General features: G+C 38.7%; 12 protein-coding genes. 4 read left to right on the top strand and 8 right to left on the bottom strand.

The annotated features are described in order from the left end of the window. Positions 1 to 372: 372 nt before the first annotated feature. The 4 genes from accA to dnaE form a co-directional block, all read right to left on the bottom strand. The gene (gene accA / locus NQZ71_RS06980) at positions 373 to 1326 is read right to left on the bottom strand and encodes an acetyl-CoA carboxylase carboxyl transferase subunit alpha (protein ID WP_317011564.1); all 954 of its coding nucleotides are present in this window, start codon (positions 1324 to 1326) and stop codon (positions 373 to 375) included. Beyond that, positions 1320 to 2189 (bottom strand): acetyl-CoA carboxylase, carboxyltransferase subunit beta, encoded by an 870-nt coding sequence (accD, locus tag NQZ71_RS06975; protein WP_144456653.1) that lies wholly within the window; start codon positions 2187 to 2189, stop codon positions 1320 to 1322. The genes accA and accD overlap by 7 nt, the downstream gene beginning before the upstream one ends. 155 nt (positions 2190 to 2344) lie before the next feature. Next, positions 2345 to 2962: a FadR/GntR family transcriptional regulator gene (locus tag NQZ71_RS06970; protein WP_260053715.1), complete on the bottom strand. Its 618-nt coding sequence runs from the start codon at positions 2960 to 2962 to the stop codon at positions 2345 to 2347. Between the two features lie 161 nt (positions 2963 to 3123). Then, positions 3124 to 6486 (bottom strand): DNA polymerase III subunit alpha, encoded by a 3363-nt coding sequence (gene dnaE / locus NQZ71_RS06965; RefSeq protein ID WP_317011563.1) that lies wholly within the window; start codon positions 6484 to 6486, stop codon positions 3124 to 3126. 280 nt (positions 6487 to 6766) lie between these two features. Here dnaE and NQZ71_RS06960 point away from each other — a divergent pair, with 280 nt between their 5' ends. Together NQZ71_RS06960 and ytrI are read left to right on the top strand one after the other, a co-directional pair. After that, entirely contained in the window at positions 6767 to 7099 is a 333-nt protein-coding gene (locus NQZ71_RS06960; protein WP_144456583.1) for a sporulation membrane protein YtrH, read from the top strand. Between the two features lies 1 nt (position 7100). Beyond that, a complete protein-coding gene (gene ytrI, locus NQZ71_RS06955) occupies positions 7101 to 7610 on the top strand; it encodes a sporulation membrane protein YtrI (RefSeq protein WP_144456585.1) in 510 nt (169 codons plus the stop codon). A 55-nt stretch (positions 7611 to 7665) separates the two neighbouring features. Here the strand turns inward: ytrI and NQZ71_RS06950 are convergent, their stop codons facing one another. From NQZ71_RS06950 to NQZ71_RS06940, 3 genes are all read right to left on the bottom strand, one after another. After that, the gene (locus tag NQZ71_RS06950) at positions 7666 to 8601 is read right to left on the bottom strand and encodes a DHH family phosphoesterase (RefSeq protein ID WP_317011562.1); all 936 of its coding nucleotides are present in this window, start codon (positions 8599 to 8601) and stop codon (positions 7666 to 7668) included. 16 nt (positions 8602 to 8617) lie between these two features. Then, positions 8618 to 9937 (bottom strand): CBS domain-containing protein, encoded by a 1320-nt coding sequence (locus NQZ71_RS06945; RefSeq protein WP_144456589.1) that lies wholly within the window; start codon positions 9935 to 9937, stop codon positions 8618 to 8620. Between the two features lie 377 nt (positions 9938 to 10314). Continuing rightward, complete coding sequence (locus tag NQZ71_RS06940) at positions 10315 to 10560, bottom strand: hypothetical protein (protein ID WP_127737030.1); 246 nt, start codon at positions 10558 to 10560, stop codon at positions 10315 to 10317. 180 nt (positions 10561 to 10740) lie between these two features. Here NQZ71_RS06940 and NQZ71_RS06935 point away from each other — a divergent pair, with 180 nt between their 5' ends. Beyond that, on the top strand, positions 10741 to 11838 hold the full coding sequence (locus tag NQZ71_RS06935) for a M24 family metallopeptidase (RefSeq protein WP_317011561.1): 1098 nt from the start codon (positions 10741 to 10743) through the stop codon (positions 11836 to 11838). A 57-nt stretch (positions 11839 to 11895) separates the two neighbouring features. On the opposite strand, the gene NQZ71_RS06930 is transcribed toward NQZ71_RS06935, so the two are convergent. After that, positions 11896 to 12030: a hypothetical protein gene (locus NQZ71_RS06930; RefSeq protein ID WP_260053712.1), complete on the bottom strand. Its 135-nt coding sequence runs from the start codon at positions 12028 to 12030 to the stop codon at positions 11896 to 11898. Between the two features lie 113 nt (positions 12031 to 12143). Here NQZ71_RS06930 and NQZ71_RS06925 point away from each other — a divergent pair, with 113 nt between their 5' ends. After that, on the top strand, positions 12144 to 12587 hold the full coding sequence (locus tag NQZ71_RS06925; protein ID WP_144456593.1) for a universal stress protein: 444 nt from the start codon (positions 12144 to 12146) through the stop codon (positions 12585 to 12587). The last annotated feature ends 31 nt before the right edge of the window (positions 12588 to 12618 follow it).

Raw genomic sequence — 12618 nt, 5'->3', positions numbered from 1 at the left:
AAAGATAATTTTCAAGGTACCTTTTCCTAATTATGATAATTTAGCTTTCATTCTAATTACATTTGACTATAACAATTCTAACATATCATGAAGGCTCATCTATCTCAACTTTATATGAAAAAAAAATAAAAGACGAAATTGTCAGCAAGTTTTTTCACTCACCCTTTTATCTTTTCCCGAATAAAGAAGCTTAAACCATTCTGCATGCTATTTTAACATATCTTCCATTGCTTTTTTTACTGCCCTTTTGCATTTTCTCATTTTCCGCTAATAAATGCTACAATTCATACAAAATTTTATGTTTTTTTCATTACAAAAGAAAAGAGCTTAAATAAGAAAGCTCATGCTCCCCATTTAAGCTCCCGTATTGGCTCACTCAGAAATATGTTCTCCAATTGCTTTAAACTTATTGTAGCGATGTTCAACAAGTTCTTCTTCTGTCATTGCTTTTAATTCCTTAAGGGAAGCAAACAGCACTGTTTCAATTTCTTTTGCTTGTGCCTCAACATCATGGTGTGCTCCGCCTCTTACCTCTGGAATGATTGTATCGACAATACCCATTTCCTTTAAATCAGGAGCTGTGATTTTCATTCTTTCGGCAGCTTGCTTCGCCTGGTTTGAATCCTTCCACAGGATACTTGCAGCACCTTCCGGAGAAATAACCGAATAAGTGGAGTTTTCTAGCATATGCATATAATTTCCGACACCCAATGCTAAAGCACCACCACTGCCGCCTTCTCCAATTACGATACATATCACAGGTACTTTCAAGGAAGCCATCTCAAACAGGTTTTTTGCGATTGCTTCGCTTTGGCCTCGCTCTTCAGCAGCCTTACCTGGATAAGCTCCTTTCGTATCAATAAAGCATACGATTGGTCTTCTGAATTTATCTGCCTGCTTCATAAGCCTTAATGCTTTTCTATATCCTTCTGGATGTGGCATCCCAAAGTTTCTGCGAATATTTTCCTTCGTGTCCTTCCCTCTTTGGTGACCAATTACCGTAATTGGCAAACCTTTAAATTTGGCAATACCTGAAACAATCGCTGCATCATCGCCAAACGTTCTGTCACCGTGGAGCTCCATGAAATCTGTGAAAAGATAAGGAATATAGTCAAGAGTTGTCGGCCTGCTTGGATGCCTTGCAATCTGCACCCTGTCCCAAGGCTTCATGTTCTCATAAACCTCTTTTTCCAATTTTTCCAATCGTTTTTCCAGCTTTTCGATTTCATTGGAAAGATCTACGTTTGCCTTTTTGGAGAAATCTTCTAATTCTTTAATCTTGTTTTTTAATTCAACTACTGGCTTGTCAAATTCTAGTTCTACCATTCTGAATCACCGCCTGCCTGATGCATTTCTAAAACTAAATGGAGCTTTTCTTTCATTTCCAGTCTCGGTATGACGGCATCGAGCTGTCCATGCTTTAATAGAAATTCAGATGTTTGGAAATCCTCCGGCAGCTTCTCTCCAATTGTCTGTTCAATAATTCTTCTTCCAGCAAATCCGATAAGCGCACCAGGCTCAGCAAAGTTAAAGTCACCTAACGAAGCAAAACTCGCGGAAACTCCTCCTGTAGTCGGATGTGTCATCACTGTAATATAAAGTCCACCATTGTCGCTGAACTTCTTCAATGCTGTACTCGTTTTAGCCATTTGCATCAAACTAAGGACACCTTCTTGCATCCTTGCACCGCCTGAAGCAGTGAAAATAATAAATGGCAATGAAAGCTCATCAGCCTTTTCAATTGCTAACGTAATCTTCTCGCCAACAACGGAACCCATACTTCCCATGCGGAAAGAAGAATCCATTACTGCGATTACTACTTTAATACCGTTTATTTCGCCTGTTCCAGTTACGACCGCTTCATTCATGTTTGTCTTCTTTTGATCGCCTGCAATCTTATCTTCATAGCCTGGAAAATTCAGTGGATTTCCAGTTTTCATGTCTTGGTTCATTTCTGTGAATGTATCTTCATCCAGTAAAGAGCTTAAGCGCTCATAACCTGTCATTGGCAAATGAAAACCACAGTTTAAACAAACTTTAAGATTTTTTTGCAATTCTTTTGTATACATAATTTTTTTACAGTTGCTGCATTTTGTCATGACACCTTCAGGAACATCGTTTTTAGATGATTCAGAAGGGATTGTCGCATATTTCTTTTTTTTCGGTTTCGAAAATATTTCCTTTATCATCAATGTGGAAGCCTCCCCATTTTTCTGCGTTATGTGACTACCCAAATTCTAAGGGCGCACATCTTAGTAAAAAAGAGCATAGACATGTTCCTGCTTTTTATTTAAATGTTCACGATAAAAAAAGTCAGGATATTAAAAGTAAAAGTATGATTCCATTATGTTTGCTTCTTTTTCCTATAATTCATGATTAAATCTTGTTCATTTTTGCTTTTTATATTATCTAATAGCAGCAAATAATCTTCTTTTGACCAATATACATTGGGAAATCCAAGAGAAAAATAATAATCCTTTAGTATGGTCCATAAACGAAACAGCAAGTAGTTATCCGCTATTTGGACAATCCTGAAAAAAAAATCACTTTCGCTGACCATATCAGAGCAAACCCACTCTGCAATTTCCGTCAGCTCCTTCTCTGTCATTTTTTCCATTGCGATCTGCAAACAATTCAATTGTATAAAGTCTTTTGTTTCTAAAACATCCAATTTCGCCTTTTCATCCTGCAATACAAAGGTGCTGATTAACTGTACAAGACGATGTCCTTGAAAATCCCGAAGAAAAGTACCTTCCCCTTTTTTCGTTTCAATTAGCCCTAAAAGCTCCAGCGCCCGCAGTGCTTCTCTCACAGATGATCTTCCTGCATTAAGCCTTTCGGAAAGGGAGCGTTCAGAGGGAAGTCTGTCTCCTGGTTTTAAGCCATCCTTTTCAATCATTTCCCTTAAATGATTGACAATGTCCAAGTAAAGCTTGGAGCTGTTGGAAGAAGACTCATTCACCGTTCATCATCACCTGCTTCTTGTTAGCATGTCCTTAAATCTCTGGCCAGCTTTCATTCCGCCCTTAAAAAACCTGCCTTTTTTTGGAAGGAAACAAGAGCTAAAAGTGGTCAGACCAGTTGACTTATTAAACAATATAACAACTTTAAGAAGATGTAAAGTTAATCAGACAAGATTGCACTATTAGTCCCAAGCAATTCTTCAAAGCTACGGATGCATTCTTTTGTCGGATTAATGAGATATTCGTCGTTTAGTTGAATCGTTTTTCCTGATTGCACATAATGAATGATGACAGGCACTGCCCCCTTATATTGGTTAATGATGTCCAATAGTCTACCTTTTATTTCGTCTGTATCTTTTTCCTGGACAATCTTAATAAATAATTTATGATTATTCCTTTTGAGTGATTGGACTTTTTCGGAAACTTTTTCTGCCTCTTGAATAACAAACTGCTTATTTCCGTTTCGTTCGTCAACCTTTCCTTCCATAAATAAAATTTTTTCATTTTGGAGAAGGTGTTGTATTTTTTTATAAACTGCTGGAAATGCCACTGCCTCTAATTCTCCGCTTTCATCATTTAAAGTAAGAAAAGCCATTGGCTCCCCTTTTTTAGTGCGAATAGCCTTCCAGTCTGTTATATAGGTGATTGTCCGATATTTCCCACCTTGATTCATCTCAGCAAGCTCCTTACACTGCAAGGACTTCTTGTATTTTTCATATATGGAGACTGGGTGGTCAGAAAGATAAAGTCCGAGAACTTTTTTCTCCAATGAAAGCTTATCCTCTGCATCCATCTGATCTACCTGGACATATTTCGGTTTGAAGAAGAAGCCCTCCTCACCAAAAAGGTCATCCTGCTCCATTCCATCTGGATGTACAAGCTGTGCATGCTGCAGGGCAACATCAATGGTCGCAAGCAATGTAGCCCTATCCTCCCCAAACTCATCCAAACAGCCTGCATGGATGAATGCCTCTATGATTTTTCTGTTGACAATTTTCGGGGAGGTTCGCAGACAAAAATCAAAAAGATCATCAAACTTTTTCTGCCTTCTTGCCCGAAAAACTTCTTTTAGGACGGAAGCTCCGATCCCTTTAATAGCAGCAAGGCTGTATAAAATATTGCTTCCTTCGGCAGTGAAGGCGAAATGGCTCCTATTAATGGAAGGAGGCAGCACTTTTATATTCATTTGTTTCAGTTCCTGAATATATTGCATCATTTTCCCTTCATTGCCAACTGCTGAGGTTAGCAAGGACGACATGAAAAAGAGCGGATAATTTGCTTTTAAATAGGCAAGCTGATAGGCAATCATGCTGTATGCAACTGCATGGCTTCTATTAAACCCGTAATCCGCAAATCTGACTATCAGTTCATATATTTCATTCGCAACGCTTTCTGCATAGCCTTTTACCAAAGCACCCTTCACAAAATGTACCTTTTCAGCTGCCAAAACATCTCGCTGCTTTTTGCTTACTGCTCTTCTTAACAAATCTGCTTCACCTAGTGTGAACCCAGCCATTTTCGAGGCTATTTGCATAATTTGCTCCTGATAAACGATTACTCCATATGTTTTCTCTAAGATCGGCTGTAGGTCTGGATGGTAATAATCAATTTTCTCGTTGCCATGTTTACGGTTAATATACAGTGGAATATTCTCCATCGGACCAGGACGGTATAAGGCATTAACAGCCACGATATCTTCAAATTCTGTCGGTTTTAGTCTTTTTAGGACACTTCTCATTCCATCTGATTCCAACTGAAATATCCCGGTTGTTTCACCTTTTCCTAATAGCTCAAAAACAGCAGCATCATTTAAAGGCACTTCTTTAATAGAAATCTTTCTTTTCGTCTGACGTTGAATAGTATCGAGTATGGTTTGAAGCAAAGAGAGATTTCTCAGGCCGAGGAAATCCATCTTCAATAATCCTAGCTCTTCAAGATGTTCCATACTGTACTGTGTTAAATAAACGTCCTCGCTGCCTTGTTGTATCGGAACTATTTGTACTAACGGCTCCTCACTTAAAACAACACCTGCAGCATGTGTTGATGCATGGCGTGGCAAGCCTTCAATTTTGCTCGCTGTCTCGAAAATCTGTTTATTTTTTGGCGATTCTGCCACAAACACCTGTAGCTGCTTTGATTCTTTTAAGCTTTGTTCCAATGTGATTCCAAGCTTGGAGGGCACTGCCTTTGAAAGCTGCTCCAGCTCTTTCATTGTTAAACCAAAAACCCTGCCAACATCTCTTAATGCAGCTTTAGCTGCTAAGGTTCCAAATGTAATGATTTGGGCTACGTGCAGTTCTCCGTATTTATTTTTTACATATTCAATAACCTGTTCCCGCTTGTCATCTGGAAAATCGATATCAATATCAGGCATGGTAATCCGTTCCGGATTTAAGAAGCGCTCAAACAAAAGGTCATATTTAATTGGATCGACATCTGTAATAAACAATGCATATGCAACCATAGAGCCAGCTGCACTTCCCCTGCCCGGACCTGTAAGAATTCCATTATCTTGTGCATACTTCATGAAATCCCAAACAATCAGAAAGTAATCACTGTACTCCATCCTGTTTATTACGTTCAGTTCATAACGAAGCCGTTCCATATGTATTTCCGATGGATTTCCATACCTTTGCACCATACCTTGTTCACAAAGGCGCAATAAATATTCCGCTGCTGTTTCACCAGCAGGAAGTGGGTATTTCGGTAATGCTGCAACCTTTTCTCCTGGCTGGAACTCACATGCAGAAGCAATCGTCCAAGTATTCTCTAGTACTTCCGGTTCGTCGCTGAACAATTCCACCATTTCCTGCTTGCTTTTCAAATAACGCTCGTCTGACTCCCATTCATCTGGCTCTACATTTGCTAAAGTGATGCCATTTTTTATTGCAGCCAAGCATGCGTGTGCGAACCTGTCTTCCTTGTTTGTGTACTGCACAGCATTTGTTGCTACAAGCTTTGTTTCTGTTTGAGCAGCCAACTGCTTCAGCTTTTCATTTAAGGCTGCTTCAGCTATGATTCCGTGTTTTTGGAGCGACAGGAAAAAATGCCCTTGAGCAAAAATCCCTTTAAATAATAAAGTTGTTTCCTTTGCATGCTCCATGTCCTCTGTGAGCAATGACTGCTCTATTTCTCCAACATATCCTGGAGTAAAAGCAAAAAGGCCATCAGCATAATGCTTTAACCATTTAATTGGAATACCTTGTTTATTTTTCGTTTGGATAGCACTCGATAATTTTAAGAGATTTTGGAATCCATGCCCGTTTTTCGCTAGCAGGACAAGCGGAAAGGCCGAATCTACATGTTTTTCACTAATTACATCGACAGTAAGACCAATAATTGGCTTGATGTTTTGTGCTAAACATTCCTTATAGAAGGCTGCTGTTCCATACATAACATTTCGATCCGTCAAGGCAAGCGCACTAAAGCCTCTACTTTTTGCAGAGGAAACGAGTTGTTTAACAGAAGCCGTACTAGACAGCAAGCTGTACGCGCTCGATACTTGCAAATGAACATAAGACATATTTATCACCACTCTTTTACACAAGCTTTCTTAAGTATTCTTATTACTGCCGCAATCTTTTATTTGTTCGACTACAGCAACTTATTATCCTTTTATTATAGTTGTATTGTATAAAAAAAGAAAATATGTTCTTATCTCGTCTCCTTTAATCTCCCAATTATCGAACATGCACATTCGCCTTTTAGATTTTTCATGTTTAACTTGGACTGGCAATCATAATTGCTTCTGTTTGTCCATATGTATAACTAAGAGAATAATAGGGACTGTGAGGTTGACTTAAATGAATCAAGAACCGTTTTTTTCAGCATTTATCGAAAGTTACTTTATTGCACTTGGAGTTGTACTTGGAGGAGCATTACTTGGCGGATTGGCTGCATTCATGACAGGAAAGCCTCTTTTAACAGAAATAACGAAATTATCGGATATGATTCGGATTTGGGCAATAGTGACAGCAATCGGCGGCACGTTTGATGCTATTCATACAATTGAGAAGGGTATTTATGATGCTGGAACAAAGGATCTTTTTAAGCAAATTCTTTTAATCGTTGCCGCATTTGGCGGCGCCCACTCAGGTGCGACAATACTAAGATGGATTACGCAGGAGTATATTTAATATGCGAATTCCACCATTTTATAAGAATGTTTCCCTTCAACGGTTTTTCGCTGGAATGGTGATAGGAGGCTTTATAAGCTGGTGCGTCTTTTTGTTTATGTTTGGTGTTTGGCAGGAAAGGTACAGCACAGAGATAAAAAACCAAAAAAGCACCATTCATAACCTAGAAAAAGATAAAGAAATATGGCAGCAGGAATTTTCTGAGCTGAATAAAAAAGCCGAGGAAAAACTGACTATCCAAGGAATAGTCGTAAAGATAAACAGCAAAGATAAAGATAAATACAATATTAAACCATTTAATGCTTTAGAAATGGAAGATGCTATAAAAGAAGATCTTAGAACAATTGTTGCAAAGGATATGGAGCTTGTTTATAAAAGCAGGGCTCTTTTAAAGAAATCAATTGAAAACAAAGTGGTTGAATCAGATCAAAAACGATACAGATTTAAGGTCTCTGAGCTAATCATTTACACGACAGTCTATGTGGAGCTTAGTGTCACATTTGCAGACTAGCAATAGCTAAAAAATCCCAAGAAGCCAAAAACTTCTCGGGATTCTTTTGTAATCCTTATTGGTTGCAAAGCTCTTCTAAATCACGAATAACTTCCTCTGCGACATCCCAGCTGAAAATGCTCGCACCAGATGCCAATGGATGGCCGCCACCGTTATACTTTTTAGCAAGCACATTAATGATTGGACCTTTAGAGCGAAATCTGACTCTGATTTGGTCTTCTTCCTCAATAAAGAATACCCAAGCCTTTATCCCCTTCACATTTCCCAAATCTCCGACAAGCAAGGATGCTTGAGAAGGAATCGCATGGAAGCTGCTCAATACGTCTTTATCAAGCTTCATGTATGCTGCTCCGCTTGGCAGCATTGTAAAATTCTGAAGCACGTACCCACTCAGCTTCACGATATTTGAATCAAGCTCATACATTTGGTTGTACATGTCAGGTCTTGTGAAATTATAGGTAATCAATTCTCCTGCATAATTGAATGTCTTTTCTGTTGTGCTAGGATACAAGAATCTGCCGGTATCTCCTACAATTCCGGCATACAAAAGCCTTGCTCCTTCATCATTTAATTGCAGTCCCTGGTCTTTACCAAACAAGAAAAATTCATAGATCATTTCACTGACAGAGCTTGCAGATGTGTCCACCCACACAATATCTCCATATGGGTCATCGTTTGGATGATGATCGATTTTGATAAGCATTTTCCCTTTCGTATACCTGGAGTCACAAACACGCGCCTGATTTGCCGTATCACACACAATTACTAATGCATCATTATACGTGCTGTCCTCAATTGTATCGAGCCTGCGCATGAAATGAAGGGATTCCTCTTCTTTTCCAACTGTATACACTTTTTTAGCAGGAAAAGAGGTTTTAATGATTTCAGCAAGCCCTCCTTGCGAACCATATGCATCAGGATCTGGGCGGACATGTCTGTGTAGGATAATCGTATCAAACTGTTTGATAGCGTCTAATATACTTTGCTTCATTGTCTTTTCTCTCCTTTTAATGTCTGTCAATCAATTGGCACATCATCATCGCTTTACCTACAAGCACACCTTGGTTAAACACCTCAACATCAACTTTTCCAAACTTTCGGCCGACCTCTAAGATTTTTGGCACTATCTCGATTGTGCTGTCAATCTGCACTGGTTTAATAAAATAAATAGTTATATTCTCAACAACCAAATCGCCTTTCTTATGCCCTCTCAGTGCCCTGTTTGCAGCTTCTGTTACAATGGTTGTAAAAACTCCATATGAAATAGTTCCTAAGTGATTGGTCATTTGTGGGCTTACTTCACAAGTAAAGGAATTTTCTGACTTCAGCTTCCCTTTTGTAACATTGATTTGCTTTGTAATAATATCATCGATCGTTTCCCCAATTTGCGGCTGTCTTTGATTCATCTGCAGTGCTTTTAATACATCCTGTCTGCTGATGATTCCATGCAGACGATTTGCTTCATCAACTACAGGAAGAAGCTCTATTCCTTCCCAAACCATAATATGAGAGCAAGAAGCAACGCTTGTTTTGCCGCCAACTGTTACAGGGGTTTTTGTCATGATTTTTTCAACGGGAATATCCTTTTGTTTTCCGATTATATCCTTCGATGTAACCATACCTTGTACCTTCATATTGGCATCGACAACTGGAAATCTACCATGCAGCGTCTCTTCATTATACTTCTGCCACATTGATACAGGATCATCTGTTTTTAAATAAATGGTCTCTTCAAGTGGTGTTAAGACGTCCTCAACAAGAACAATCTCTTTTTTTATTAATTGATCATAAATTGCTCTATTAATCATCGTCGCCACTGTAAAGGAATCATAGCTTGTCAAGATTATCGGCAGCTGCAGCTCGTCAGCAAGCCGCTTTACTTGATCTTCTGTATCAAATCCACCTGTAATTAATACAGCAGCCCCTGCTCTTAGCACATGCTCCTGGGCTTTTATTCGGTTACCAATAATCATCAGGTTACCTGCACCAGTATAGCGCATCATTGCATCAAGCTTCATCGCTCCGATTACAAAACGGTTGAGTGTTTTATGAAGCCCGTCCCTTCCTCCGAGAACTTGACCATCGACGATATTAACTACCTCTGCAAATGTCAGCTTTTCAATATTCTCTTTCTTTTTTCTTTCAATTCTAATTGTTCCTACTCTTTCAATCGTGCTGACATATCCTTTATTTTCAGCTTCTTTTATTGCACGATAGGCTGTCCCTTCACTTACGCTCAGCGCCTTTGCTATTTGCCTGACCGAAATTTTTTCTCCGACAGGAAGCTCATCTATATAGGTTAGAATTTGTTCATGTTTTGTCGCCACTGTTCACCCTCCTTTAAACTTGAATCTTTATGTAAATGTCTTAATATTGTTCATTTCAATATTTTTTCGAAAAATATGTTTAAACAAGTTTTCTCTTACCTATTATTATAGAATGTCCAATCCTCCGATTCAATCCATTATATATATAACAGTATAAATTTTATTTAAAAAATTATTAGTACAGTTTTAGTTGATAAATTATTTTACACTTATTTCACAATGTAAATTCAATCAATCTGTTAATTTGTTATAAACAAAAATTCCAACTGTAATAATATTTGAATAAAAAAAAGCTTGCCAAACCCCTTCTTTTTTATCCACCATTTGGCAATTTTCAAACGCCGTTGTGGATGTAAGGTTGGCAAGCTTTTGTTTTATTATTGATAGTAACGAATCTTTCTTTTTTTCTGTAGCTGCTGCAGCGTTTTTTTGCTTCCTTGTTTCCCTTTAGGAGCGTATAGCAATGCAGTTAAATTTCCTGCCAGCACAAATATAGCAAATGCTAGCCAAGTGATGGAAAAGACACCAGATATTCCAGCATCATATGGAGCAAGTCTTGGCACTCCATAATATAGAAGGACTCCACATAATAAAATACACAGTAAATAACGATTCTTCTTCATTTTCTGCCTCCTCATTTCTCACTTATAAACATTCTATGCGGACAAGTTTAAAAAATGTCGATTTTTCTAATTAACAATAATTATTTCGAGCTGCTAAAGGTTTACAAGCAATGGAGTTGTTGATAATCTTATTAGTGATATTTAATAGTAAATGCTTGTATATAAAGGAGGAATAATTCCTTGGAAAGACAATTAAAGGAAATTTCAACATGGATGGAGCAGGAAGCGATTGATTTTACTTTCTTGACATCAACAGATAATATTTTTTATTTAAGCGGATTTTACAGTGACCCACATGAACGTCTATTAGCTCTTATTCTTTTTCCGAAGGAAGAGCCTATCCTTGTCTGTCCAGCAATGGAGCAAAATGATGCAAGAAATGCTGGCTGGCAATATGACATCATCGGCTATAGCGATACCGATAATCCTTGGGAAGCAATTCAAGAAAAGGTAGCAAAAAAAGCTTCAGCAAAAAGGATTGCCGTTGAAAAGGAACATATGAACGTTCAGCGCTATGAAGCTTTAAAGCAATATTTCCCTGCAGTTGAAGGCTTTCTCCCGGCAGAGGAAAAGCTCAATGAAGTAAGAATGGTGAAATCAGAGCAGGAGCTTGCAAAAATTCGTGAAGCTTGTAAATGGGCCGATTATGCGATTGAGGTTGGCTGCAGTGAGATTGCCGAAGGCAAAACAGAAATGGAAGTTTTGGCAGCAATTGAATATGAACTGAAGAAAAAAGGTATTGGCAAAATGTCCTTTTCAACAATGGTGCTAACAGGTAAAAACGGAGCTTCTCCACATGGAAACCCTGGCAGTACGAAGATCAAAAAAGGAGATTTAGTTCTGTTTGATTTAGGGGTTGTCGTTGACGGATATTGTTCAGATATTACTAGAACGGTAGCGTATGGCGATATTAATGATGACCAAAAAAATATATATGACACTGTTTTAAAGGCACAGCTTGCTGCTCTTGATGCATCAAAGCCTGGAGCAAAATGCATGGATATAGATCTTGCAGCACGCAATGTCATTAAAGATGCAGGGTTTGGAGAATACTTCCCCCATCGTCTTGGACATGGACTCGGCATCAGTGTTCATGAGTATCCATCTCTAACTTCAACAAATCCGCTTGTTCTGAAGACTGGCATGGTTTACACAATTGAGCCGGGTATTTATGTACCGAATGTTGCTGGAGTTAGAATTGAAGATGATGTTTATGTTACAGAAGATGGTGTTGAAATATTGACGAAGTTTCCGAAGGAGCTTCAGGTCATTTCATAATAGAGGGGCTGACTCAAATGACCGTATGACAACGGAGTTTGAGTCAGTTTTTTTTGTCTATTTTTCCTCTTGACTGCGGATGATTAAGTTGTCAATGGCGCCGTCATTATAAGCGTCCATCACTTGTGCCGTTACTTCTAAATGGCCGTTTTCATCATAATCAAGGTTTGTGTTTCCCTTTGTGTCCCTCATGATGGCTGTCCCCTCCTGTTCCTGAAATGCCTTTTTATTGTTACATTTTAACGTTAATGTTATGCAAGCAGTGGGTATATAATTAAGAGAGAGAGTAAAAGGAGGCTGTTAATATGGGATTGGCTTATAAGAAAATCATTGTTGCCGTCGACGGTTCAGAGCAAGGGGAAAAGGCATTTGAAAAGGCTGTTTCTATTGCAGTGGAAAACGATGCTGAGCTTATTTTAGCACATGTTATTGACACTCGTTCTTTCGCTACAGTTGCGGCATTTGATCAGTCCGTTGCTTCCAAAGCAGACGAGTTTGCTAAGGAATTAATGGATAAGTATACAAGAAAGGCTGAGCGAGCCGGATTGTCGGACGTGGAAAAGGCCATTGAATTCGGTTCACCAAGAGCCGTAATTCCAAGGGAAATCGCTGAAAAATATAATGCAGACTTGATTATCTGTGGTGCTACTGGATTAAATACGGTCGAACGGTTTATTATCGGAAGCGTTTCTGAAGGTATTGCCCGTAATGCACCATGTGATGTCTTAATCGTAAGGAACGGAATATGAAAAAGGAGGCATTCCAAATTGGATGCCTCTT

This window comes from Niallia taxi (genome assembly GCF_032818155.1).
In the GTDB taxonomy this organism is placed as follows: domain Bacteria; phylum Bacillota; class Bacilli; order Bacillales; family Cytobacillaceae; genus Niallia; species Niallia taxi_A.
Note: the sequence above shows the minus strand (reverse complement) of the source record. Positions and strands in the feature narration are given on the sequence as shown.

Bases quoted from the DNA above. Each gene is read 5' to 3' on its own strand.
- NQZ71_RS06960 (WP_144456583.1), top strand. From the start codon at position 6,767: ATGAATCAAGAACCGTTTTTTTCAGCATTTATCGAAAGTTACTTTATT.
- NQZ71_RS06950 (WP_317011562.1), bottom strand. From the start codon at position 8,601: ATGAAGCAAAGTATATTAGACGCTATCAAACAGTTTGATACGATTATC.
- ytrI (WP_144456585.1), top strand. From the start codon at position 7,101: ATGCGAATTCCACCATTTTATAAGAATGTTTCCCTTCAACGGTTTTTC.
- NQZ71_RS06930 (WP_260053712.1), bottom strand. From the start codon at position 12,030: ATGAGGGACACAAAGGGAAACACAAACCTTGATTATGATGAAAACGGC.
- dnaE (WP_317011563.1), bottom strand. From the start codon at position 6,486: ATGTCTTATGTTCATTTGCAAGTATCGAGCGCGTACAGCTTGCTGTCT.
- NQZ71_RS06925 (WP_144456593.1), top strand. From the start codon at position 12,144: ATGGGATTGGCTTATAAGAAAATCATTGTTGCCGTCGACGGTTCAGAG.
- accD (WP_144456653.1), bottom strand. From the start codon at position 2,189: ATGATAAAGGAAATATTTTCGAAACCGAAAAAAAAGAAATATGCGACA.
- NQZ71_RS06940 (WP_127737030.1), bottom strand. From the start codon at position 10,560: ATGAAGAAGAATCGTTATTTACTGTGTATTTTATTATGTGGAGTCCTT.
- accA (WP_317011564.1), bottom strand. From the start codon at position 1,326: ATGGTAGAACTAGAATTTGACAAGCCAGTAGTTGAATTAAAAAACAAG.